Annotated in this window: 23 protein-coding genes; 17 read left to right on the forward strand and 6 right to left on the reverse strand. The window is 70.0% G+C overall.

Annotated features, from left to right (window positions below):
- Positions 1–145 precede the first annotated feature (145 nt).
- The 11 genes from JK361_RS37095 (at position 146) to pqqE (ending at position 11,914) form a co-directional block, all read left to right on the forward strand.
- The gene (locus tag JK361_RS37095) at positions 146–1,162 is read left to right on the forward strand and encodes a zinc-dependent alcohol dehydrogenase family protein (RefSeq protein WP_201826871.1); all 1,017 of its coding nucleotides are present in this window, start codon (positions 146–148) and stop codon (positions 1,160–1,162) included.
- Positions 1,163–1,312: 150 nt separating this feature from the next.
- Positions 1,313–1,723, forward strand: coding sequence for a (R)-mandelonitrile lyase (locus JK361_RS37100; RefSeq protein WP_201826872.1), 411 nt, complete (start codon positions 1,313–1,315; stop codon positions 1,721–1,723).
- 534 nt (positions 1,724–2,257) lie between these two features.
- On the forward strand, positions 2,258–3,652 hold the full coding sequence (locus tag JK361_RS37105; protein WP_201826874.1) for a DNA-binding protein: 1,395 nt from the start codon (positions 2,258–2,260) through the stop codon (positions 3,650–3,652).
- Between the two features lie 40 nt (positions 3,653–3,692).
- Positions 3,693–5,933, forward strand: a complete 2,241-nt coding sequence (gene katG / locus JK361_RS37110; protein ID WP_201826876.1) for a catalase/peroxidase HPI — start codon at positions 3,693–3,695, stop codon at positions 5,931–5,933.
- Between the two features lie 324 nt (positions 5,934–6,257).
- The gene (locus tag JK361_RS37115; RefSeq protein ID WP_201826878.1) at positions 6,258–6,719 is read left to right on the forward strand and encodes an MSMEG_3727 family PQQ-associated protein; all 462 of its coding nucleotides are present in this window, start codon (positions 6,258–6,260) and stop codon (positions 6,717–6,719) included.
- A 22-nt stretch (positions 6,720–6,741) separates the two neighbouring features.
- On the forward strand, positions 6,742–8,451 hold the full coding sequence (locus tag JK361_RS37120) for a PQQ-dependent dehydrogenase, methanol/ethanol family (RefSeq protein WP_201826880.1): 1,710 nt from the start codon (positions 6,742–6,744) through the stop codon (positions 8,449–8,451).
- A gap of 48 nt (positions 8,452–8,499) precedes the next feature.
- Positions 8,500–8,595: a pyrroloquinoline quinone precursor peptide PqqA gene (pqqA, locus tag JK361_RS37125; RefSeq protein WP_099502832.1), complete on the forward strand. Its 96-nt coding sequence runs from the start codon at positions 8,500–8,502 to the stop codon at positions 8,593–8,595.
- Between the two features lie 258 nt (positions 8,596–8,853).
- Complete coding sequence (pqqB, locus tag JK361_RS37130; protein ID WP_201826883.1) at positions 8,854–9,741, forward strand: pyrroloquinoline quinone biosynthesis protein PqqB; 888 nt, start codon at positions 8,854–8,856, stop codon at positions 9,739–9,741.
- A 4-nt stretch (positions 9,742–9,745) separates the two neighbouring features.
- Positions 9,746–10,444: a pyrroloquinoline-quinone synthase PqqC gene (gene pqqC, locus JK361_RS37135; protein WP_201826885.1), complete on the forward strand. Its 699-nt coding sequence runs from the start codon at positions 9,746–9,748 to the stop codon at positions 10,442–10,444.
- Between the two features lie 5 nt (positions 10,445–10,449).
- On the forward strand, positions 10,450–10,779 hold the full coding sequence (gene pqqD, locus JK361_RS37140) for a pyrroloquinoline quinone biosynthesis peptide chaperone PqqD (RefSeq protein WP_201826887.1): 330 nt from the start codon (positions 10,450–10,452) through the stop codon (positions 10,777–10,779).
- The gene (gene pqqE, locus JK361_RS37145; protein WP_201826889.1) at positions 10,772–11,914 is read left to right on the forward strand and encodes a pyrroloquinoline quinone biosynthesis protein PqqE; all 1,143 of its coding nucleotides are present in this window, start codon (positions 10,772–10,774) and stop codon (positions 11,912–11,914) included. Before pqqD ends, pqqE begins: the two co-directional genes overlap by 8 nt.
- A 114-nt stretch (positions 11,915–12,028) precedes the next feature.
- Here the strand turns inward: pqqE and JK361_RS37150 are convergent, their stop codons facing one another.
- On the reverse strand, positions 12,029–12,568 hold the full coding sequence (locus tag JK361_RS37150) for a manganese efflux pump MntP (protein WP_201826891.1): 540 nt from the start codon (positions 12,566–12,568) through the stop codon (positions 12,029–12,031).
- A gap of 600 nt (positions 12,569–13,168) precedes the next feature.
- Here JK361_RS37150 and JK361_RS37155 point away from each other — a divergent pair.
- The 5 genes from JK361_RS37155 to JK361_RS37175 are packed head-to-tail and all read left to right on the forward strand — an operon-like array spanning position 13,169 to position 17,168.
- A complete protein-coding gene (locus JK361_RS37155) occupies positions 13,169–13,837 on the forward strand; it encodes a DedA family protein (protein ID WP_201826893.1) in 669 nt (222 codons plus the stop codon).
- Positions 13,834–14,442 carry a phosphatase PAP2 family protein gene (locus JK361_RS37160; protein ID WP_201826895.1) on the forward strand — a complete coding sequence of 203 codons (609 nt, stop codon included), beginning with the start codon at positions 13,834–13,836 and terminating at the stop codon, positions 14,440–14,442. The genes JK361_RS37155 and JK361_RS37160 overlap by 4 nt, the downstream gene beginning before the upstream one ends.
- A complete protein-coding gene (locus JK361_RS37165; RefSeq protein ID WP_201826898.1) occupies positions 14,439–15,134 on the forward strand; it encodes a phosphatase PAP2 family protein in 696 nt (231 codons plus the stop codon). The genes JK361_RS37160 and JK361_RS37165 overlap by 4 nt, the downstream gene beginning before the upstream one ends.
- Complete coding sequence (locus tag JK361_RS37170; protein ID WP_201826900.1) at positions 15,124–15,786, forward strand: response regulator transcription factor; 663 nt, start codon at positions 15,124–15,126, stop codon at positions 15,784–15,786. Before JK361_RS37165 ends, JK361_RS37170 begins: the two co-directional genes overlap by 11 nt.
- On the forward strand, positions 15,783–17,168 hold the full coding sequence (locus JK361_RS37175) for a sensor histidine kinase (RefSeq protein WP_201826903.1): 1,386 nt from the start codon (positions 15,783–15,785) through the stop codon (positions 17,166–17,168). The genes JK361_RS37170 and JK361_RS37175 overlap by 4 nt, the downstream gene beginning before the upstream one ends.
- Here JK361_RS37175 and JK361_RS37180 read toward each other — a convergent pair.
- A complete protein-coding gene (locus JK361_RS37180; protein ID WP_201826905.1) occupies positions 17,149–18,039 on the reverse strand; it encodes a COG4705 family protein in 891 nt (296 codons plus the stop codon). The genes JK361_RS37175 and JK361_RS37180 overlap by 20 nt on opposite strands.
- Before the next feature lie 146 nt (positions 18,040–18,185).
- Positions 18,186–19,025, reverse strand: a complete 840-nt coding sequence (locus tag JK361_RS37185; RefSeq protein WP_201826907.1) for a COG4705 family protein — start codon at positions 19,023–19,025, stop codon at positions 18,186–18,188.
- Positions 19,026–19,320: 295 nt separating this feature from the next.
- Between JK361_RS37185 and JK361_RS37190 the strand changes: the two genes are divergently transcribed.
- A complete protein-coding gene (locus tag JK361_RS37190; RefSeq protein ID WP_201826909.1) occupies positions 19,321–19,779 on the forward strand; it encodes a hypothetical protein in 459 nt (152 codons plus the stop codon).
- Between the two features lie 672 nt (positions 19,780–20,451).
- Here the strand turns inward: JK361_RS37190 and JK361_RS37195 are convergent.
- The 3 genes from JK361_RS37195 to JK361_RS37205 are packed head-to-tail and all read right to left on the reverse strand — an operon-like array spanning position 20,452 to position 22,681.
- Positions 20,452–20,649, reverse strand: a complete 198-nt coding sequence (locus tag JK361_RS37195) for a hypothetical protein (protein ID WP_201826910.1) — start codon at positions 20,647–20,649, stop codon at positions 20,452–20,454.
- A 53-nt stretch (positions 20,650–20,702) separates the two neighbouring features.
- On the reverse strand, positions 20,703–21,389 hold the full coding sequence (locus JK361_RS37200; RefSeq protein ID WP_201826912.1) for a response regulator: 687 nt from the start codon (positions 21,387–21,389) through the stop codon (positions 20,703–20,705).
- Positions 21,386–22,681 carry a sensor histidine kinase gene (locus JK361_RS37205; protein ID WP_201826914.1) on the reverse strand — a complete coding sequence of 432 codons (1,296 nt, stop codon included), beginning with the start codon at positions 22,679–22,681 and terminating at the stop codon, positions 21,386–21,388. The genes JK361_RS37200 and JK361_RS37205 overlap by 4 nt, the downstream gene beginning before the upstream one ends.
- Positions 22,682–22,848 lie beyond the last annotated feature (167 nt).

Raw genomic sequence — 22,848 nt, forward strand, 5'->3', positions numbered from 1 at the left:
GACACGCCCCCGGGGACCCGCACCGCCCGCAACCGCAGAAGCGTGACTGCGCCTCTGCCCCGGCGGCTGCCTGCCCTGGCCCGCGGCGACCGGACGGCCGCCCGGACCACACCCCTGTGAGCACGGCATGTAAGGAACCACTCTGATGCGCGGAGCAGTGATCCACGCCCCCGGCGACATCCGCTTCGAAACCCTGGACGACCCGAAGATCCTCAAGCCCACCGACGCGATCATCCGCACCGCCGTCACCTGCGTGTGCGGTTCGGACCTGTGGCCCTACCGGGGCGCGGAGCCGACCGAGCACGCGCACCCGATGGGGCACGAGTACGTCGGGTTCGTCGAGGAGGTCGGATCCGGGGTGACGTCCGTGAAGCCCGGACAGTTCGTCGTCGGCTCGTTCGCCACCTCGGACAACACCTGCGCGAACTGCCGCAACGGCTTCCAGTCGAACTGCCTGAACCGTGAGTTCATGTCGACCTGCCAGGCCGAGTACGTACGTATCCCCAACGCCCAGGGCACCCTCGTCGCCACCGACGGCACACCGGAGGAGAAGTACTGGCCCGGGCTGCTGGCCGTGTCCGACGTCATGGGCACCGGCTGGTGGGCCGCCGACGCCGCCGAGGTGAAGCCCGGCTCGACGGCCGTCGTCGTCGGCGACGGCGCCGTCGGCCTGTGTGCCGTCATCGCTGCCAAGGAGATGGGCGCCGAGCGCATCATCGTCATGTCCCGTCACGGGTCCCGGCAGAAGCTGGCCCTCGAGTACGGGGCCACCGACATCGTCACCGAGCGCGGCGCGGAGGGTGTGGCCCGGGTCAAGGAGCTGACCGGCGGGATCGGCGCGGACAGCGTGCTGGAGTGCGTCGGCACGGCGCAGGCCATGCAGCAGGCGCTGCACTCGGCACGGCCTGGCGGCAACGTCGGCTTCGTCGGCGTTCCGCACGAGGTCGCCGTCGACGGTCAGGAACTGTTCTTCTCCCACGTCGCCCTGCGCGGCGGACCCGCGCCCGTGCGCCGTTACCTGCCCGACCTGGTCGACCGGGTCCTGAGCGGCGCGATCGACCCCGGCAAGGTCTTCGACCTCACCCTCCCGCTGGACCAGGTCGCCGAGGGCTACCGGGCGATGGACGAGCGCCGCGCCATCAAGACCCTCCTCAAGCCCTGAACCACACCCGCACCCGCATTCCAGGGGCAGGCCACCGCCCGGTCCGGCGGCCCCCGGCACCCGCAGCCACCTTTCAGGGGCGGGCCACCGCCCGGTCCGGCGGCCTTCGCCCGCCTACGCAACCCCGCATTCACGGAAGAGAAGCCGACCGTGCAGATCACCCGAAGCTCGATCCATACCGTCAAGGGCCCGGCAGACTGGTTCACCGGTGACGTCTACATCGACGCCGTCGCCGCAGCGCCGGAGCCTTCCCGGGTCAGCGCCAACCTCGTGCACTTCATGCCCGGCGCCCGGACGCACTGGCACCGCCACCCGTTGAGCCAGACCGTCTTCGTCACCGAGGGCATCGGGCTGTGCCAGCGGCGAGGCGGACCCGTCGAGGTCATCCGGCCCGGTGACCGCGTCCTGTTCGAAGCCGACGAAGAGCACTGGCACGGCGCCGCACCGAACCGGCTCATGGTCCACCTGGCCATCAACGAAGCGGACGCCGAGCACGACGTCGTGCACTGGCTGACCCCCGTCACGGACGAGGAGTACGCGGCCGCGCCGGTCACCGACTGACCTCGCCCGGGCCTCGCCTGACCCGCCGCACCGGCGGGCGCGCCCGGACGGCCGACGCGCGAGGCGCGGCCCCGGGCGCACAGCGGCGATCAGAGACGCACTGCCGGTGCCCCCTCGACAGATGCACTGCCGGTGCCCCCCCTGGACAGATGCACTGCCGGTCCCCCTCGACAGATGGGTGAACACGGCCTGCCCATTTCGCAGCGTGCCCTGGACCTGACACAGCTGGCCGTCGGCGAACTGGCACCAACGCCCTCAGACACGCCCCGGGTCCGGTGTCGACGGACCTGCGGATCGCCGGCGAGGCGGTGGAGATCGGTGGTGCGCGGCCAGGGGAGGTACGTGCGCAGGGCGACAACGGTACCTAGGGTGGGGAGTGCAGGTCTGTGACACGGCCTGGAACGAGTGACGAAGCAGGAAGACGCGCGACGCGGGCCCCGGCCCGCTGCCGGCCCGGCCGCGACGAGCGGTGACCGGCGCGGACAGCGCGCACACCGTCGGGCGTCGGGGACGGACCAGGGACGGTTCTCAACCATGACGCATGTACATCGGCTCGAACCCGGTTCGGCGCACCTGGACAGCGGCACCGTGCTCGCGGCGTGGGAACGGTTCGTACAGGGCGAGGACCAGGTCCCGGACGTCCGCCCCCTGGTCGCGATCTCGTGGCATCGCTGCCGAGAGCAGTACCGGGTCGATCCTCACCTCACCGAGGCTCCGGTCGCCGTCGCGGAGCTCGACCACACACCCGAGCACGATGCCGTAATCGCTGAGCTGGGTTTTCGTGCCGCCTCCGTGGCATATGAGGTGGGCAGCCTCGGTGGCGTCGTCGCCGTCACCGATGCCACCGGCCGGATCCTGGCCGAGTGGGGCGACCAGGCCACGCTCGCCAAGGCCGCCGACCCCCATCTGGCGCCCTGGTTCTGCTGGTCCGAGTGCGCGGTGGGCACGAACGGCATGGGCACGGCGCTGGAGGCGCACGGCCCGGTGCCGATCAGGGGTGCGGAACACTGGTGCCAGGCGCTCCACGACTGGGTCGGCGCGGGCATCGCGGTGCGCGACGTGGTGACCAGAGAACCGATCGCGGTCCTCGGTCTGTGCCGCTGGCGCAGCCCGCTGCCCCCGTCCACGGAAAGCTGGCTGGCGAACGCGGCCACCATGACCCAGTGCCCCCTGAAGAAACGCGCCCGGGACAGCGGTGCCGAATTGGTCGCGGCCTACACCCAGGCCAGGGCGCACTCCGGTGCGGCACTCGCCGCGGTGGACACCGCGGGCAAGGTGGTGATCGCCGACGAAATGGCGAGTGTGCTCCTGGGCGTCCCGGCATGCACCCCGGCGGTCGATCCCACGCTGCGGTGGAACCCCGGGCTGCCCGAACTGATCACTGCTGCCCGGTATGCCGCCAGGCAGGCGGCCCACAATCCCGACTGGATCGGCTCGACGCAGATCTTCGCCCACCTCGCCGACGAGCCGACCTCGATCAGCATCCGGCCCGTCTTCTCCTTCGGACGCCTGATCGGGAACCTGGTCTCGTTCGGTGCCTCCGGCGGGGTGCAGCTACCCCAGGCGGAGGGGGCCGCGCACCTTTGGGCGCAGCCGCGCCGACTCGTCGCGATGCGGGCCAACCGGATGGTGCTGCTGCGGCTGCCGGAAGTCTCCTTCGCCGAATCGCAGGGAAACGACGTGTGGCTCTCCACCGATCAGGGGCGGTTGCGGGCCGCCTCCATGAGTCTGGACAAACTCGAAGGTGAGCTGGCGGACGTCGGCTTCCTGCGGGTGCACCGCCGGTATGTGGTCAACCTCAGCCGCATCAGGGAGATAGAGCGCGGCCCCAAGGGCGAGCTGTCTCTGGTCATGGACGACCGGGCGAACGAGATGGTGCCGGTCTCCCGGCGGCACGCGGCGGCCGTGCGTCGCGCGCTGGACATCTGAGTGGCCCGGCACGACCCCTGGCCTCGGAAGGAGGAGTCCCGTGTCCGACAGTCCTGACGCTGTCGCAGGCGAGAAGAACGCCGGAGGCGCGGGCGGTCTCGGCCTCTCCGGCCCGGCCGGGCACCGCGGTCACGCGACGGGGGGCGCGAGCAACCGAGACTGGTGGCCGGACCGGCTCGATCTGGCGATCCTCCGGAAACACTCCGCCGTGGCCGACCCCATGGGCGAGGACTTCGATTACGCCGCGGAGTTCCGGACGCTCGACCTCGGCGCACTGGCACGGGACGTCGACGAGGTGCTCACGACGTCGCAGGAGTGGTGGCCGGCCGACTTCGGTCACTACGGGCCGCTCATGATCCGGATGGTGTGGCACGGCGCGGGTACGTACCGCGTCGACGACGGGCGTGGTGGCGCGGGTGCCGGCATGCAGCGCTTCGCGCCGCTGAACAGCTGGCCGGACAACCGCAACCTCGACAAGGCGCGCCGACTGCTCTGGCCGGTGAAGAAGAAGTACGGCCGCAAGATCTCCTGGGCCGACCTGATGGTCTTCGCGGGCAACCGCGCCCTGGAGACGATGGGCCTCACGACCTTCGGCTTCGCCGGCGGCCGGGCGGACGTCTGGGAGCCCGACGAGGACGTCTACTGGGGTCCCGAGCACGCCTGGCTGGGCGACGAACGGCACGGCGGCGTCCGGCAGCTGGCGAAGCCACTGGCCGCCGACCAGATGGGCCTCATCTACGTCAACCCGGAGGGACCGAACACCGTCCCCGACCCACTCACCGCGGCCCGGGACATCCGGGAGACGTTCCGGCGCATGGGGATGAACGACGAGGAGACCGTCGCGCTGATCGCGGGCGGCCATACCTTCGGCAAGACCCACGGCGCGGCCGACCCGGTCGCCCACCTCGGTCCCGAACCCGAGGGTGCCCCTCTTGAGGATCAGGGCTTGGGCTGGAAGAGCAGCTACGGCACCGGAAAGGGCAAGGACGCCATCTCCAGCGGGCTGGAGGGCACGTGGACGTCCACCCCGACGAGGTGGGACAACAGTTTCTTCGAGACCCTGTTCGGCTACGAGTGGGACCTGGAGCTGAGCCCCGCCGGTCTGTGGCAGTGGATCCCGAGAGACGGCGGCGGGGCCGGCACCGTGCCGGACGCCCACGACCCGTCGGCGACGCACGCACCGACGATTCTGACGACGGACCTCGCGCTGCGGTCGGATCCCGTCTACGAGCCGATCTCGCGACGCTTCCTGGAGAACCCGGACCAGCTCGCGGATGCGTTCGCCCGGGTCTGGTTCAAGCTGACGCACCTCGACATGGGCCCGGTCCAGCGCTACCTCGGACCGCTGGTCCCCCGGGAGACGCTGCTCTGGCAGGACCCGGTCCCAGCCGTGGACCACGTGCTCGTCGGGGCGGCGGACATCGCCCGCCTCAAGAGCCGGATCCTCGCCTCCGGGCTGTCCGTCTCCCGGCTCGTCTCGACCGCTTGGGCGTCGGCCTCGACGTTCCGCGTCAGCGACAAGCGCGGCGGGGCGAACGGCGCGCGCATCCGCCTCGAACCGCAGCGGAGCTGGGAGGTCAACGAACCCGACACACTGGCGCAGGTGCTGCACACCCTGGAAGGCATCCAGAAGTCCTTCAACGGCTCCGAGCCCCAGGACGTGAGGATCTCGCTGGCCGACCTCATCGTGCTCGGCGGAGCGGCCGCCGTCGAGCAAGCCGCCGGGATCGCCGGCCACGACGTCCAGGTCCCCTTCAGCCCGGGACGCACGGACGCCACGCAGGAGTGGACCGATGTGGAGTCCTTCGCCCCGCTGGAGCCGGCCGCGGACGGGTTCCGCAACTACCGCGGCAAGGGCAGCCGACTGCCGTCGGAGCACCTGCTGGTCGATCGCGCGAACCTGCTGAACCTGAGCGCCCCCGAGATGACCGTCCTCGTGGGTGGCCTGCGGGTCCTGGGCGCCACCTACAGGCAGTCACCGCTGGGCGTCTTCACCTCGGCACCCGGGTCGCTGACCAACGACTTCTTCGTGAATCTGCTCGACACGGGCACGGAATGGCAGCCGACATCCGCGACCGCGGAAGCCTTCGAGGGGCGCGACCGCGTCACCGGCGAGGTCAAGTGGACCGGCAGCCGCGTCGACCTCGTCTTCGGCTCGAACTCCGAACTGCGTGCCGTCGCGGAGGTCTACGCGAGCGACGACGCACGGGAGAAGTTCGTGCAGGACTTCGTCGCCGCCTGGGCCAAGGTCATGAACCTCGATCGGTACGACCTCGTCTGATCGGCCCGGCGCGTGCCCGGCCGCTCTCAACGGTGGCACATCGGGTACGAACGGCGGACGGTCGCGGACGAACGGCATGAACCGGCGCGCACAAGGAATCACCTTGGCGGTGCGATCTGCCCGACGTAGCGTGTTCCTTGAGCAATGATTTCGCGTCCCTTCCGTGTCATTCATTCGGTGTGCCGCGCGCCTTGAGTGCCGATTGCGGCCGGGCGCTGCGCAAAGGGAAACTTCGCGGCGTGTACGACCGGCTGCGGCGTGCGGCTTCCAGTGCGGCCGATGCGAAGTGGACACACGTATTCGGATGAGGGGAGAGAAGCCCCGATGACGACCGCGCAGGAGCGGGCCGACCTGCTGGACAGGCTCGGGCTGGCCACACAGAACAAAGCAGCCCTGGGGCAGGTGCTGGGAACCGGAAATATCGGGCAGGCCACCGAGGAATCGGACGGCCGCATGAAAGCCACCATTCGTATCAACCCGGATGAGCTGACCTGGGATCCTTCTATTCTGGTCATGCCCCACGGAGGCGATATCGAGCTCGATCTCGTCAATGACGACATGAACACGCATTGCGCACTGCTGCCGAGCAATGGGGACAGGAAGTTCATCTGGCTGGTGAACCATTCGCACGGACAGGCGCACCTCAACCTCGACGGTCCGGGCTACTACTGGTTCGGCTCGCCCACGGGCAATGACGAGGGCCGGGGGCTCACCGGGTCCATCGTGGTCCTGGGGGACGCCCCGCCGGAGGCCCGCCTCGACCGTCCCGAACAGCCGCGGCCGTAGGCAGAAGTAGGAGGTGGAGGACATGACCGTCGACTACGCCGACTACGTCGACGCGGGTGAGGCTGTCGATCAGGGAGCGCTGAGCGGCAAGGTCGCGGGCGGGGACGTCGCGCCGCCGGTAGTGGCCGGCGTCGACTACGAGCGCCTGCTAAATGCCCGTGAGGAACCCCAGAACTGGCTCACCTACTACGGCGCCTACAACGGGCAGCGCTTCAGCCCGCTGGACCAGATCAACACGGACAACGTCAAGCGCCTCGTCCCCGCATGGGTCTTCCAGGCCGGCACGACGGGCCTGATCGCGGGTGCGTCGACCTACTCGTTCGAGGCCGCCCCGATCGTCGTCGACGGGATCATGTTCCTCTCAGGCTGGGACGGCTGGGTCTGGGCGCTCGACGCGAAGACCGGTGTGGAGATCTGGCGGTACAAGCATGCGGTCCCGTTCGACGTGTCCTTGTGCTGCGGGAACGTGAACCGCGGGGTCGCCGTGGCTCAGGGAAAGGTCTTCTTCGTCACGGCGAACGCCCGTGTGCTCGCGCTCGACGCCACCACCGGCAAGCAGGTCTGGGCCAAAACCTACGGAGACGTCCGGGCCGGCGAGAGCGCCACGGTCGCCCCGCTGGTCGTGAAGAACATGGTCGTCGTCGGGAGTTCAGGCGGCGAGTTCGGCGTACGCGGCCACCTCGACGCGTTCGATCTCGAAACCGGCGAGCACCAGTGGCGCTGCTACATGGTGCCCAAGCCCGGGGAGCCCGGCTCGGAGACCTGGCCCGCCGACGGCGAGGCCTGGGCACGGGGCGGGGCGAACTGCTGGATCACCGGCACCTTCGACCCCGAGACGAACCTGCTGTACGTGGGCACCGGCAACCCGGCGCCCGACTTCGACGGAGGGGTGCGCGAAGGCGACAACCTCTTCACCGACAGCATCGTCGCCGTGGACGTGGACAGCGGTCAGATCCGCTGGCACTACCAGTGCACGCCGCACGACCTGTGGGACTACGACAGCATCGGCGAGTGCATCCTGTTCGAGCAGGACGGGCGCAAACTGCTCGGGCACTTCGACAAGAACGGCTACTTCTTCGTACTCGACCGCACGAACGGCGAGAGGGTCTCGATCACTCCCTTCGTCGACCGCATCACCTGGGGGGCGATCACGAGGGACGGCCAGGTGACGGCGAAGATCTACCCGGACAAGGAAGGAGAACCGGTCCACTTCTACCCGGGTCCGGCCGGTGCCAAGGAATGGACCCACGCGGCCTACAGCCCGAAGACCGAACTCTTCTACGTCCCGGTCCAGGACACCGGTGCCACGGCCACCCGACGGCGCCGGGAGTTCAAGGAGAGCATCCCCTACTGGGGTGCGGGCGTTCAGGTGGACATCGAGGACATGGCGGGTTCCGTCAGCGCGTTCGACGCGGGCGGCGAGGAGAAGTGGCGCTGGCGCAACGAACTCCCGATGTGCGCCTCGACGCTGGTCACCGGCGGTGACCTGGTGTTCGCCGGCGAGGCCTCCGGCGAGTTCAACGCGCTCGACGCGCGCACCGGGGAACTGCTGTGGCAGTTCCAGTGCGGAAGCGGCCACCACAGCAGCCCGACCACCTACATGGTCGACGGCAGGCAGTACGTGGCCGTTCCGGTCGGCTGGGGCGGATGGGCCGAGGGATTCCTCCCCGGCATGCTCGGCGCGGGGCACGGAAGCGCCCTGATCACCTTCGCCCTCCCGGAACCGTCGTAGCGCGGAACCCGGAGCCTGCCGGAATTCGGTCAGAGAGGAGGTGAATCCATGGAGTCTCAGCTCGCTGTATGGGAGACGCCCGAGTTTGAGGAGATCACAGTCGCGGCCGAGGTGACCATGTACCTCGATCGGCTGGAGGACTAGGGTCTTTCGTTTGGGTCAGGCCGGATCAGGGAGCGGGTCTGGTGCCGTGTATCGCAAGGCGGAGGAGGGCGCCATGGCGGAGCCATGGCAACCGACGACAACGCGGCGAGGCACGGTGCCAGGGCCCGCGAGCCCGGCATGATCCAAACGACAGGCCCCCTAGGGGACGTGGGGTGGCGCCGGACCTTGTCCGGCGCCCTCCGGCGGCTCCGGCCGGGCCGGTGAGGGGCCCGGATCTTCGATGAACGGAGTGCCGGCGTGTTGCTGCGAGTGCTGGGCTCGGCTGCGGGGGGCGGCTCCCCGCAGTGGAACTGCGGCTGCCCGGTGTGCGCCGCGGTCCGCTCCCGCGCCGGCCTCGCGCGCACCCAGTCGTCGGTCGCGATCAGCGCCGACAGCCGCCGGTGGTTCCTCATCAACGCCTCGCCCGATCTCCGCACCCAGATCGAGGCCTTCCCCGGTCTGCACCCGCACGACGACCGGACGACGCCGCTGGAGGCGGTGCTGGTCACCGACGCCGAGCTGGACCACACGCTGGGCCTGCTGCTGTTGCGCGAGGCCCGCGCCCTGCGGCTGTACGCCACGCCGACGGTGCGCAAGACCCTGTCCGACGGCTCGGGGATTCTGCGCATGCTCGAGCGCTACTGCCCGGTCGAGTGGCGGGCAGTGAGTCCCGGCGCCGACCTCGCCCTGGCGGACGGGCTGTCCTGCCGGGCGTTCGACGTGCCCACCACCAAGCGCGATCGGTTCGGTACCGGGGTGGACCACGGCCGCGTCGTGGGCTACCGGCTGACCGATGAGCGCAGCGCGGGAACGCTCGTGTACCTGCCAGGAGCACAATCGCTGACACCGGCACTGCGCGGGGAGATCGAGGGCTGCGCATGCCTGCTGATCGACGGGACCTGCTGGCGCGACGACGAGCTCATACGGCTCGGCCTGGCCGGCAAGACGTCCCGGGAGATGGGGCACCTGCCCATCGACGGCCCGGACGGCAGTCTCGCGCAGCTCCCGTCGATGGGCGTGGGGCGGACGATCTTCGTGCACATGAACAACACCAACCCGATCCTCCTGGAGGACGCGCCCGAGCGGCATACCTTGGAGGAGAGCGGCATGGAAGTGGCCATGGACGGCCTAGAGATCCAGGTGTAGAGCCGTGACGACAACCACCACCAGAACCGGCGCCGACGGCTTCGTCGAGACGTTGCGGGCCCAGTCGCGGCGATACCACGACCAGCACCCGTTCCACGTGCGGATGAACGCCGGCCGGCTGAGCCGCCGGCAGATCCGGGGCTGGGTGGCCAACCGCTTCTACTACCAGGAGAACATCCCCCGCAAGGACGCCGCGATCCTGTCCAACTGCCCCGACCCCGAGGTCCGCCGCCGCTGGATCCGACGGATCCTCGACCACGACGGCACCTCCACCGGGGAGGGCGGCATCGAGGCGTGGCTGCGCCTCGGCGAGGCCGCCGGGCTGACCCGTGAGGAGGTCCGGGACCACCGGCACCTGGTGCCCGGCGTGCGGTTCGCCGTCGACGCCTACGTGAACTTCGCCCGGACCCGCCCGTGGGTGGAGGCGGTGGCGTCCTCGCTCACCGAGCTTTTCGCGCCCGACCTGATGGCGGCGCGGCTGGCCGCGTTCGAGCGGTGGTACCCGTGGATCGACCCCGAGGCCCTCGCCTACTTCCGCGCCCGCCTGGAACAGGCGCCCCGCGACTGCGAACACGCCCTCGAGGTGGTCACCGCCCACTGCCTCTCCGCCGAGTCCCAAGCACGCGCCGTCGACGCACTGTCGTTCAAGTGCGACGTCCTGTGGGGCCTGATGGACGCCATCGACCAGGCCTACCCGGAGTGACCACCATGGACCCGACACATACCGGAACGACCCGCACCGCAACCGGGACCCCACCCGGCGCAGGGGTGTCCGGCTCGGACCGGCCCCGGTTGGCGCGCCATGTCCGGCTGGCCTTCTGCCGGACCAGGCAGCGCAAGATCCTGCTGCACCCCGAGACGGTGGTGGTTCTGAACGCCAGCGGCGCGGACATCCTCGAGCTGTGCGACGGGCAGCACACCGTGACCGAGATCGTGAGCGAGCTGGGCGCCCGCTACCAGACCGTTCCCGAGGACGAGGTGCGGCAGTTCCTGACCCGGCTCGTCGCCCGGCGCTGGCTGGAGGTCACCGATGGATAGCCCGTTCGGGTTGCTCGCCGAGCTCACCTACCGCTGCCCGCTGGCCTGCCCGTACTGCTCCAACCCGCTCAACATGGCTGGCTACCAGGACGAGTTGGCCACCGACGAGTGGCGGCGGGTGCTGGTCGAGGCCAGTGACCTGGGGGTTCTGCAGTGCCATCTGTCCGGCGGGGAACCGCTGCTGCGGCGCGACCTGGTGGAGATCGTGAGGGACGCCCACGACCTGGGCCTCTACACCAACCTCATAACCAGCGCCCTCGGGCTGTCGCGTCCGAGGGCCGAGCAGCTGCGGGCCGCCGGTCTGGACCACGTGCAGATCAGCATCCAGTCCGACGAACCGACAGTGTCCGACCGGATTGCCGGGATCCCGTCCTTCCGACGCAAGATCGAGGCGATGGGCCTGGTCAAGGAGCTGGGCTGGCCGCTCACCATGAACGTGGTGCTGCACCGGCACAACATCGACCGCGTCGCCGACGTGCTCGCCCTGGCCGAGGATGTGGGCGCCGACCGGGTGGAGCTGGCCAACACCCAGTACTACGGCTGGGCCTGGCGAAACCGTGACGCGCTGCTGCCGAGCCGGGCCCAGCTCGAGGCGGCCGAGGTCGTCGTGCGGGCCGCCCGCGAGCGGCTGCAGGACCGCATGGACATCATCTACGTCATCCCGGACTACTACAGCCGCTACCCGAAGCCCTGCATGGGCGGTTGGGCTTCCCGGCAACTGACCGTGACACCGAACGGCGACGTTCTGCCCTGCCCGGCCGCGCACTCCCTGCCGTTGCCGCGAGCCAGCGTGCGTGATGACCCGCTGGAGCTGATCTGGGCCGAGGCCCCGGTGATGACCGCGTTCCGGGGGACCGACTGGATGCCGGAGCCCTGCCGGAGCTGCTTCCGGCGGGAGGTGGACTTCGGTGGGTGCCGCTGCCAGGCGTTTCTGCTCACCGGCGACGCCGCCCGCACCGACCCGGTCTGCTACCTGTCACCCGACCACGACCTGGTCGCCCGGGCGGTGGAGGCCGCCAACGCAGACTCGAGGAACGACGATCTTCCGCTGGTTCCCCGCCCGCACCGACCCGGTCTGCCCCTCGTCGCCTGCCCACGACCTGCTCGCCCGGGCGGTCGAGGCAGCCCATGCTGAGAGTCCGAGGCAGCCCATGCTGAGTCCGAGGCAGCCCATGCTGAGTCGCGTGCCGACTCGCGGATCGGCAATCTGCCGCTGATCCCCTGCCTGCCCGCCTCCCGGTGGAGTGGGTCAGCCGCCCAACCACAACGGAAGCGCCGCAGCCGCGATGATCAAGGTGACGCCGCTCAGCAGGTCCGAGCGGATCCGGATGAGGCGCGCGGCGGCCCGCCCGAGTTGCAGCCCGACCAGTGACAACACCGCCGTCATGGCGCCGAAGACGGCGGCCGAGAACCACGGCGAGAGCCCAAGGACCCCCAGGCTCGCCCCGGCGAGCAAGTTGTCCAGGCTCAGTGTCAACGGGATGCCGAACAAGGCCCAGGGATGGTCCAACTCCTCCGGCTCGGGGTTCCGCAGAGCCGAGATGACGAGGTAGAGACCGTACCCGCCGAGCGCGGCCGCGCCCATCACATCGGCGACGTCCCCGACGGACTCCCCGATCCGGTGACCGATCAACAGTCCGACGAGGGGCATGATCGCGTCCCACAGTCCAAAGGTCAGCGCGACCTGCACCGCGCGCTTCAAACCGAATGGGACCGTGCCGAGCGCGATGGATACCCGGAGATTGTCGAGACTGAGTACAAAACCCAGGATCAGTATTTCCCAGATCATGACGGCGCCGCTGCTCGAAGAAGACTGGCGTCGGCGGAAACGACTCTGTCTCGGATATCGTCCGCCATAATGCCGCATAATATCCCAGATAGTTCGCAAAAGGAACCCGGCGACTCGATTTCCATAAGATTTTCGACAATGCTCACCCGACGGTGTACGGGCCTCCGGAACGGCTCGCTGATTGAACCGGCGCGCCTCATTTCGGCATCTCATAGGGGTGCTTTGGAGGAGCTGCTGCAACGGGTCCGCGAGGCCTTCGGCACGGAGTCGGTGGCCGCTCGAATGCACGGCCGCTGCTGAGCAAGCGGCCCTTCAGCGACTCCTTCGCTTGCCTGGTACGTGCGAGGTCCGGGCCAGTCCGCAGGCCACTTCGGCCTGCACCTGCGCCGAGCGGGGGCCGCGGCCCGCAGCGCGGCCATCGGCGCGGCATCCGGTTCACCCGCCGGTCGATGTTCGCCCTTCCCAGGCTCATGGGAGCGACCCTCACCCCCGTCGATCGTCTACAGTTCAGTAGACCGTCTACGGGACTGTAGACGGTCTGGTGCCCGCGCCTGTCGGATGCCGTGCGTCCGGTCGTCCGTCCGGAAAGGACTCTTGCCGATGACCACACCTGTGGTTCTGTCGACGCAGCTCGCGGTGAACCCGCTTGACGCGCAGTCGCTCCTGGCCGCCTTCGGCGTGCTGGGAGTGGGTGTGGTCATGTTCGCCGAGACGGGCCTGCTGATCGGATTCTTCCTGCCGGGTGACTCCCTGCTGTTCACCGCGGGGCTGCTGTGCACCGGCACCGGGCAGCACGGCGTACGGCTGTCGCTCGGGCCGCTGCTGGCCGCCGCGGCGGTGGGTGCGCTGGCCGGCGCCCAGTGCGGCTATCTGATCGGGCGCCGGGCGGGTGGTGCCCTGCTGGCGCGCAGTCGCTCTGCGCGGCTGCGTGAGGGCGCGAAGAGAGCCGAGGAACTGCTCGGCCGCTACGGGCACGCCAAGGCGATCGTCCTGGCGAGGTTCGTGCCGGTGGTGCGGACCGTGCTCAACCCATTGGCGGGTGCGCTGGAGGTGCCCATCCGGGTGTTCACCGTGTGGCAGATCGTCGGTGGCCTGGTGTGGAGCGTCGGCCTGACCCTGGCGGGATACGTGCTGGGCTCCTCGATCCCGAACATGGACGGCTATCTGCTGCCGCTGGTCGGGCTGATCGTGGTGGCGTCGCTGATTCCGCTCGCTGTGGAGCTGTACCGCGGCCGCGGGCGCGCCGGGGAGCAGGAGGTCCGTGGATGATGCTTGCGTTCGACGGAGCGTCGATCGACGGCCTTGCCTATCGGGACGCGACGGATCTCGCGCAGCGCTCGCCGGGCCGGCTGGACACCGCGGTGACGTGGTGGTCGGCGTACGGGCTGGCGTTGTTCGCCCTGCTCATGGTGGCCGGCTGGTGGCGGTCCCGGCGGACGGGGGCGGCAGCGGCGGTGACCGCACTGGCCGTTCCGGTGGTCGTGGTCCTGGCGTACGGGGTCGACGCCGTGCTGAAGCTGACAGTGCGTGAGGACCGGCCGTGCCAGAGACTGCGGGTGAGAACCCTGGAGGCGTGTCCGGCGCCCGACGACTGGTCGTTCCCCAGCAACCACGCGGCGATCGCCGCGGCTGCCGCCGTGGCGCTGCTGTTCGTCTCGCGGCGGCTGGGCACGGTTGCCTGCGCGGCGGCGGTCGCCATGGCGGCCTCGCGGGTCTGGGTCGGCGTGCACTACCCGCACGACGTGGTGACCGGGTTGGTGGTGGGCGGGCTGATCGCGCTCACTTCGATGCTCGCCGTCCGGCGCGGATCTTCGGCGCTGGCCCGTCGGGTGGCTGCGTCGGCTCCGCTCCGTCCGCTGCTGTCGGCCCCGTGAACCGCAAGGAGGTCGCCGAGCTGGCCGGCAGCGCCGGCCTCGGGGCATGGGCGGCGTTCGCCGTGCTGGCCATGGTTGTCGGCGGCCGGGCCGGTGGCCCGCTGTGGCTGGACCACGGCCTTCTCACCTGGGCGGTCGGTCACCGCCCGGAGACGGCTGTGGCGGTGATGCGGGGCGTGACCAGCACCGGTACCGGTGTCGTTCCCTACCTGCTCGCCACGCTCGCCGGCGCCCTGATGGGTCGTACCGCACGGCAGCGCCGGCAGGCCGCCGTGCTCTGCCTCGCCTGCCTGGGCCTCGGGCAGCTGCTGCGATACGGCGTGATGGAACTGGTCCACCGGCCGCGCCCACCGCACAGGGACTGGGCGACGCACGCCGGCGGCTGGGCGTTCCCGTCCGGGCACGCAACCACGGCCGCCCTGACCGCCGGAATGCTGATCATCGCGCTGGCCCTGCGCGCCCCACGCGGTGGCGCGGCCCTGCGGATCGCCGTCGCCTGCTGGGGACTGCTGGTGGGCCTGACCCGGATCTACCTGGGCGTGCACTGGTTCACCGACGTCATGGGCGGCTGGCTGTTCGCCATCGGCTGGCTGGGGACGTGTTTGTGCGCGGTCGCCTGTCTTCCGCCCTCCGCATTCCTCGATGACACGACGATTCCGTCCGCGGAGCCGAGGGAGGACCATGCGCCCTAAGATCCTGGTGGTGGAGGACGATCACGGCCTACGTGACGTCCTGCGCCGCGGCCTGTACGAGGAGGACTTCGACCCGGTCCCGGCCGCCGACGGGGCCACCGCCCTGCGGCTCGCCACGAACGACGTCGCGGCGGCCGTATTGGACGTGGGCCTGCCCGACGCGGACGGCCGGGACGTGTGCCAGGCGATGCGCGCCAACGGCTTCCTCGGCCCGGTGATCTTCCTGACCGCCCGGCACCAGCTCACCGACCGCCTGTCCGGCTTCTCCGCCGGGGGCGACGACTACCTGCCCAAGCCCTTCCACCTCGCCGAACTCGCCGCCAGGCTGAGGGCCGTCCTCCGACGGACGGCCCCCACTGCGGTGGCCTCGGCCGGAGACCTGGTCCTGGACCCGGTGGACCACGGAGTGACCGTGCGCGGCGCCCGCAGCACCCTGTCGCCCACCGAGTTCCGGCTGCTGGCCACGCTGGTCGCCGCGAACGGGACCCTCGTACGCCGCCGTGACCTGGTGCGGGCCGGCTGGCCCGAGGGCGCGCAGGTCAGTGACAACACCCTGGACCAGTACCTGAGCCGGCTGCGCCGCAAGCTGCGTGAGGCGGGCAGCGGCCTGACGATCGGTACGGCGCGCGGGATCGGACACCGCCTGTCATGAACCGTGCCCGGCGTGTCCTGCGGCGCCTCGCCCCGCGCACCCTGCGCGGTCGGCTCTCCCTGGTGGCGCTGACCACCGCGGCCCTGCTGATGACGATCCTGACCGTCGTGTTCAACGCCGTGATGGACCGGCACCTGCGGCACCAGACGGACGACGAACTGCGCAGCCGGGCGGCAGCGGTGGCCACGACCGTCGACACCACCGGACCCCGGGTGCGCGTCCTGGAAACCGTCAACGACCGCCTCCTTGACGCCAATGTGTGGATCTACGCCGGAACCCGTTTGCTGGAGAAGCCGCCGTCCGCCACCGCCGGCGACCCGCCGACCCGAGCCGCCGACCGGCTGGCCGCCCAGCCGAGGGACGCCTGCGCGACCGTACAGGCACACGGTCACCGGAGCGTCCGGCTGTGCGCTCAGCGCGTCCCCGGCGGTCGCGCCACCGCTACCGTCGTCACCGCCCTGGACCTGACGCCGTACCGCAGTTCGGCCGACACCCTGCTGGTGGGTTCACTCGTCCTGGACGCCGTGATGCTCGGCTGCACCTACGTACTCACCCGCCTGGCCGTCGGCAGGGCACTGCGCCCGGTGCGGACGATGACCGACCAGGCCACCCAGTGGAGCGCGGTAGGTTCCGACGAGCGCTTCGGCGCGGAGGGCCACCCGGTCGAACTCGCCCGCCTCGGTGTCTCCCTGGACGCGCTCCTGGACCGCATACGCACCGTCCTGCGCCACGAGCAGCAGTTGACCGGAGAGCTGTCCCACGAACTGCGCACGCCGCTCACGCGGATCGTCATGGAACTCGACTGGTGGCGGGCCCGCCCCCGCACGGACGCCGAGACCCGCGCCACCCAGGAGGTGATCGCCGAGGCCGCCCAGTCCATGCGCGTCATCTGCGACACACTCCTGAACGACGCCCGCGAGAACGCGCTGAACCCGGCAACGGTCCCCGGAACGACCGACATCCTCCCGGTCCTGAACCGTCTGCTCCAGCGCCTCGACACCCCGGACCAGGTGAAGACAGCGGTGGATACGCAAGCGCCGGTGCTGGAGGCGGGTGTCGTCCCCGCTCCCCTCGAACGCATCCTCAGCCCTCTGCTCGACAACGCCGCCCGCTACGCCCACTCCCGCGTGACCGTGTCGGCACGGCGCATCCCCGGCGCCGTGCGGATCGATGTCGTCGACGACGGCCCCGGTGTGCCGGAGACGTTCAGGGATGAGCTGTTCCAGCCCGGCCGACGCGCCGATCCCGGCGACGGCCACGACGGCGCGGGCCTGGGCCTGCCGCTCGCGCGACGCCTGGCCCGCGCCGTCGGCGGTGAGGTGTCCTACGACCCCCGGCACACGCCTGGGGCCAGGTTCACGGTCAGTCTGCCCGCCGGATGACCGGTTCCTGCACGCCCTTCACCGCCCGGCGTTCCTGCACGTGGGCGTACGCCATCAGCCCGAACAGGGCGGCGAGGAGCACGGCGGACGAGCCCGCGGTACCCAGATCCAGGCCGCCCTTGGCGACAGGCTTGGTGAGGAAGTCGCCAGCGGTGGCGCCCAGCGGGCGGGTGAGGACGAAGGCGATCCAGAACAGCAGCACGTTCGGCACCACCGGGACCTTCATCAGCGCCACCAGCACGGCCAGCACACCGGTCACGAGCAACGCGCCGCCCAGGTAGCCGAGACCGGAGCTGTCGGAGAGGAAGTCGCCCATCGAGGTTCCGAGGGTGTTGGACACGAGGATCGCCGCCCAGAAGAGCGCCTCGCCCTTGAAGGTGACGATGTCGCGGATCTGGAACGTCATCCCGCTCAGCTTCCAGGCGAGGAAGATCACCAGGAGGACCGAGATCAGGATCGCCGCTCCCTCGGGATAGCCGAGGCCCAGGCCTTGCGGTCCCCGGCCCAGCTTCGTCGCGCCGTCCGAGAGGTACTTGGCGCTGGCGTCGCGGTTCATGAAGTCGGACATGGTCGTGCCGGCCATGGAGGTCGACAGGATCACGGTCCAGTAGAAGAACGGGTTGTAGTGGCTGGAGCGCAGCTGGACCACCAGCGTCACCACGAAGACCAGGAACAGCACGACCGTGGTCAGGAAGTAGCCCAGCTTCAGGGTCTGCGCGAAGAGGTCGCCCGCCGTCTCGCCCAGGGTCGTCGCGGCGATCTTCATGATCCAGAACGCCAGCGTGACCTCGGGCAGTTTCTTCATCACCGACTTGGTCCTGGACGACGTGGCCGCCACGTCGAGGTCGGTGAGGACCTCCGAATTCTCCATTCGATGCCTCCTGTCCGGTAACGACAGGGCGCTCGCCCCGCGTGACGGGTCGAGCGCCCTGTTGAATGTGCCGGCCGCCGTCGGCAGCCTTGATCTCCGAACCGTGGCACAGAGTGCCTGAACGCATCCTGAACGCCTGGGGCAGGTCAGGCCGTATGCCGGGCGGAAGGCTCCGGCTCGGTGACGTCCTTGCGCGTCACGCTCAGGTAGATGACCAGGCCGAGGATGACGGCCAAGAACAGCGCGCTGGTGACCACGGTGCCCAGGCCCAGCCCGCCGTCATCGGTCGGCTGGGAGAGGTAGTCGCCGATGGAGGCGCCAAGGGGGCGGGTGAGGATGTAGGCGATCCAAAAGCTCCCCACCGCGTCCAGACCCAGCGCGAAGCGGGCGATGGCCACCGCGGCGATGGCCGCGGCGAACAGGACGGCGGACAGCCAGTAACCGAGGTCCATGCGCTCGGAGACCAGGTCGCCGGCCGCGGTGCCCAGGGCGAAGGTGAACAGCACCGCGAGCCAGTAGAAAGACTCGCGGCCGGTGGTGTCGATGCTGTGGATGGACAGCGTCCGCTCACGCCGGTACCAGACGACGAACACGATCGCGAGCAGGACCGCGAACACCGTCGTACTCGTTTCCAGCGGTACGCCCATGTCGTCGGTGAGGTTGTCACTGATCAGCGTGCCGACGACGCTGATCAGAGCCACGGCGAGCCAGTACACGTCGGCTCGGTACGCCGTCGTACGGAACTGCACCACCAACACGACCGCGAGCAGAGCGCTCATCAGCACCGACACACCGGTCAGACCCAGGCCGGCCTTCTCGTTCAACAGATCGGCCGCGGTCTCCCCGACCGTCGTGCACAGCACCTTGATGATCCAGAAGTAGAGGGTGACCTCGGGCACCTTGTTCCAGCGGGGCCGGTGCCGCGCCGGAACGGCAGGCCCACCGGCCTCGGGCACTGCGGATGTCTCGGACGTTTCGTATGTCATGGCCAACGACCGTGCCACCGGCCACCTGAACGCATCCTGAGTGCGCGCATGCGATCTCTCGGTTTCGTGTCGGTGGCCGACCAGCCCGCAGGTCGGCTTGCGCCCGAAAGTGCGGCGGACTTCGCTTACGACCTGGCGGTACGTTCGGCTCTGGTGCTGCGCCGGCGCTGCCCGCTTCGCCTCCACGCTCGCACCACCGGCAGTCGGTCCCTGAGCGTGTCGGTAGGTCCGGGGCGCGGGGGAGCGTACGGCAGAATTCCCGTCCATGGGAGTTCTCGCCGAGTTGGAAGCCGGCATGGCAGAGCTGTCTACGCCGACGCGGGTGTACGTGGCAGCCGGGCGCTTCACCGAGCCACAACCCGACCTGCCAGAGCTGGCGGGCCGGATCCGTACGCTGCTGGCCGCGGTCGCGGTGGACGAGGCCTGGCGGCGCTTCCTGCTCGGGTACGCGCCGCCGTGCGTCCCCGAAATCTGCGCCGCTCTGGAACCGGTGGAGATGGACGCGGCCGCCTCGTTCCTGACCCGTCTCGCGGCCGCCGACCTGGTCTGGCCGAGCCACCGGCACCTGCCCGTCGAGACCGCCGAACGCGCGGCGGACCGGGTGGTGTCCCTGCTCGGAGCGGAGGCCAGCTGGTGGACCAACCACGACGCCGGATGCGGCGCGGTGAACGGGCTCACCCCGGTGTTCGACAGCCTGCTCGCAGGGACGGACGGTGAGCACTTCGCGGTGGCCCTGCAGATCGCCGACGACTGATCGCCCCGTAGGGGAGGGATCATCAGTACATCCGCGTGCGGGGCGAGGTCAGCGCACGGCCACCCGGCTCGAGCAGGGCAACGCGCAGCTGACCGAAGCCCTGCAAGCGAGCCAGGCGATCTGGCGGCGGCCCGGGAGGCGAATCGTGAGCTGACCCGGGCGATCGACCAGCGGGGGGTGCGCCCCTATGTCTTGTCTTTGGTCAAGGGAAACGAGGGTGCGTCGGAGCGCCGGACGTGCGTGTCCCGGATGCCTCGATGGAGGGCTGGCAGGCGGGCCTTGATCTTGTCGCGGAGAAGGGCTGGAAGTGCCGGCGGCTGGTCACCACCCTCACTGGCCTCGGGCTCGTCCTCGTCGGTGGCCACGGCCTGCGGATGAGGGTCTGCGCATGGCCGCCGCGTAGTAGGTGCTGTCCAGGGCGTACATCCCCGGTCGGTCGCGGATGCTCTCGATCAGCTCTCTGTCAGTCACGCAGCGCCTCAGGAAACGAAGTCGATGTCGCCATGGAAGTCGTCATGCCGCGTCCCTCTCCGCTCAGCTTCCGTACGTGATCAGCAGGATGAACCCGACCCCGAAGAGGGTAAGGCGCGTCTGCTTCGTCGGTCACCGAGTGGTTCTCCTGCATGCGGACATCATGGAAGCGCGGACTGCCGCGACTCGTGTCGATCGTGATCACCGTTGCGGCCGCAGTTCCCGCCGCCGACCGCCCCGGCGTCGTAGCAGCGGCAGCACGCCACCCCCGAGCCGCAGCCGGTTGGAGCCGCCCACCCCGACGCGCAGCAGCCCGTCGTGACACCCCACGCACCGGCTCAGGCCCCGGCGCCGGTCCAGCAGCCGGTCGTGCACCAGCAGCCCGCACCGGCCCAGCAAATTGCAGGAGACGCTGCCGGGGCAGCAGTCGTAAGGGCCAGCTGGGTGAAGGTCTAGGCGCCCCGGCGCGGGGCGATCAGACCCGTCTCGTAGGCGAAGACGACGGCCTGGACCCGGTCGCGCAGGTCCAGCTTCGACAGGATGCGGCCGACGTGGCTCTTGACCGTGGTCGGGCTGAGGAACAGCCGGGAGGCGAGTTCGGCATTGCTGAGGCCCGTCGCCAGCAGACGGAGCACCTCGAGCTCGCGCGGGGTCAGGTCGGACAGATCGCGGTGCGCGGCGATGGTCTGCGGTTCGTAGCGATGGGCGAACCGCTCGATCAGCCGACGAGTGATGGCGGGCGCGAGGAGAGCGTCGCCGGACTGCACCAGGCGTAGGGCGGAGACCAGGTGTTCGGGGGCGACGTCCTTGAGTAGGAAGCCGCTGGCGCCGGCCGTGAGCGCGGCGTAGACATAGTGGTCGAGGTCGTATGTGGTGAGGATGATGACCCGCGTTCCATCCGGGCCGGCGTCGCCGAGGATGCGCCTGGTGGCCTCGATGCCGTCCATCTCCGGCATCCGGATGTCCATGAGGACCACGTCGGGCCGCGTACGGCGGACCGCTGCGACGGCCTCGGCCCCTTCGGCTGCCTCGGCCGTCACTTCGATGCCGTCCGCGGCCAGGATCATCTTGAAACCGGTGCGTACGAGGGCTTGGTCGTCGGCGATGACGGCGCGCAGCGGTGGCTGGTCCTTGTTCATATGGTGCTCCGCGGGATACGGGCGGTGACCCGGTATCCGCCGGCCTTTGCCGGCCCGGCCGTCAGCTCGCCCTGGTAGACGGCCAACCGCTCGCGCAGCCCCATGTGGCCTCGGCCGTTGCTCTCCACCGGCGGGGATTCCTTGGCGCCGTCGGTGTCCGTGACCTCGATCTCCAGCCGGTCGTCGGTGTAACCGATGGCGACGGACGCCTGCGCGCCGCGCGCATGTTTGATCGTGTTGGTCAGCGCCTCCTGTACGACGCGATACGCCGCGAGGTCCACCCCGGGTGGCAGCGGATCCGGCGGCAGCGACACCTCGACGCTCACGGGCGTCCCGGCGGCGCGTACTCGTGCGACCAGCGCGTCGAGCTGCGCGAGCCCGGGCTGGGGCTCCAGGCCGTCGGGCCTCTCGTGGTCCGTGGCGGCCAACAGACCCATCACATGGCGCAGTTCGGCCATGGCGGCCCGGCCGCCCGCCTCGACGGCCAGCAGTGCCTCCTTCGACTGCTCGGGCATCATGTCCATCACTTTGCGGGCCGCGCCTGCCTGGATCACCATCACGCTCACATTGTGGGTCACGACGTCGTGCAGTTCGGCGGCAATGCGGGCGCGCTCTTCCTCGACGGCCCGGCGCGTGGCGTCTTCCTGAGCCTCCTGCAGTTGTGTGACCCGGTCCCGGCTGGAGGCCAGCCGCAGTTGCAGGAAGCGGACGAGGCTGGCCAGCATCCCGGCCACCAGCAGCACGAATCCCGGGCTGGACCATCCCGGGAGCACAGGGTCCGCGTTGCGGAAAGCGACACCGGACAGCGCGGCGGCGATCACCAGGACGGCAATCGCCGCTATCCGGTATCGGCTGTATACGACGGCACTGTAAGCGCCGATGACACAGGCCAGGACGGTCATCCAGGAGGCGGAGCCGCCGATGGCCAGTGCCGCGCCCAGTACCGCCACGAACTGGGTCAGCGGATACCGGCGCCGGAGTGCCAGCGACAGCGTCGACAGGACGACCAAGGCCCAGGGCACGGGGGAGGGCTCGTCCTCCACGGGTGCCTGACCAGGCACGGGCGGCGGGGGCGGGGCCGGGGCCCCGGCCCCGACGTTGGCCTTCGGGTCGATGTTCACCGGCCCGTCGCCGGGATAGCGCACTGCCACGAACAGGGCGATGACAGTCAGGACGACCGCCAGCGCCACATCGGTGCGCACCACTCGCCGGGACAGCGGGGCGGCCTTCGCCTCCGGGCGTAACGCGTCGATGAGCTGCTGATGCCGGCTGCGCCGGTCTTCCTTCTCCATCCCCACATTGTGTTGCGCTCTCCGCCCGGCCCGCGTCCGCCTGTCCGTTCAGGGAGTTGTCCGAGAGGACTCCTTCTCAGGTATGACTCCGCGGCCGAATCCTCCGGAGGAAGGGGCTGATGTCGGTTCCGCGGCCGACGCGCCCCGTCCGCGGCAGCCTCTAGCTT

This window comes from Streptomyces musisoli (genome assembly GCF_016741855.1).
GTDB lineage: Bacteria > Actinomycetota > Actinomycetes > Streptomycetales > Streptomycetaceae > Streptomyces > Streptomyces musisoli.

Bases quoted from the DNA above. Each gene is read 5' to 3' on its own strand.
- JK361_RS37095 (WP_201826871.1), top strand. From the start codon at position 146: ATGCGCGGAGCAGTGATCCACGCCCCCGGCGACATCCGCTTCGAAACC.
- JK361_RS37105 (WP_201826874.1), top strand. From the start codon at position 2,258: ATGACGCATGTACATCGGCTCGAACCCGGTTCGGCGCACCTGGACAGC.
- JK361_RS37115 (WP_201826878.1), top strand. From the start codon at position 6,258: ATGACGACCGCGCAGGAGCGGGCCGACCTGCTGGACAGGCTCGGGCTG.
- JK361_RS37120 (WP_201826880.1), top strand. From the start codon at position 6,742: ATGACCGTCGACTACGCCGACTACGTCGACGCGGGTGAGGCTGTCGAT.
- pqqA (WP_099502832.1), top strand. From the start codon at position 8,500: ATGGAGTCTCAGCTCGCTGTATGGGAGACGCCCGAGTTTGAGGAGATC.
- pqqD (WP_201826887.1), top strand. From the start codon at position 10,450: ATGGACCCGACACATACCGGAACGACCCGCACCGCAACCGGGACCCCA.
- pqqE (WP_201826889.1), top strand. From the start codon at position 10,772: ATGGATAGCCCGTTCGGGTTGCTCGCCGAGCTCACCTACCGCTGCCCG.
- JK361_RS37150 (WP_201826891.1), bottom strand. From the start codon at position 12,568: ATGATCTGGGAAATACTGATCCTGGGTTTTGTACTCAGTCTCGACAAT.
- JK361_RS37155 (WP_201826893.1), top strand. From the start codon at position 13,169: ATGACCACACCTGTGGTTCTGTCGACGCAGCTCGCGGTGAACCCGCTT.
- JK361_RS37160 (WP_201826895.1), top strand. From the start codon at position 13,834: ATGATGCTTGCGTTCGACGGAGCGTCGATCGACGGCCTTGCCTATCGG.
- JK361_RS37170 (WP_201826900.1), top strand. From the start codon at position 15,124: ATGCGCCCTAAGATCCTGGTGGTGGAGGACGATCACGGCCTACGTGAC.
- JK361_RS37175 (WP_201826903.1), top strand. From the start codon at position 15,783: ATGAACCGTGCCCGGCGTGTCCTGCGGCGCCTCGCCCCGCGCACCCTG.
- JK361_RS37180 (WP_201826905.1), bottom strand. From the start codon at position 18,039: ATGGAGAATTCGGAGGTCCTCACCGACCTCGACGTGGCGGCCACGTCG.
- JK361_RS37185 (WP_201826907.1), bottom strand. From the start codon at position 19,025: ATGACATACGAAACGTCCGAGACATCCGCAGTGCCCGAGGCCGGTGGG.
- JK361_RS37190 (WP_201826909.1), top strand. From the start codon at position 19,321: ATGGCAGAGCTGTCTACGCCGACGCGGGTGTACGTGGCAGCCGGGCGC.
- JK361_RS37200 (WP_201826912.1), bottom strand. From the start codon at position 21,389: ATGAACAAGGACCAGCCACCGCTGCGCGCCGTCATCGCCGACGACCAA.
- JK361_RS37205 (WP_201826914.1), bottom strand. From the start codon at position 22,681: ATGGAGAAGGAAGACCGGCGCAGCCGGCATCAGCAGCTCATCGACGCG.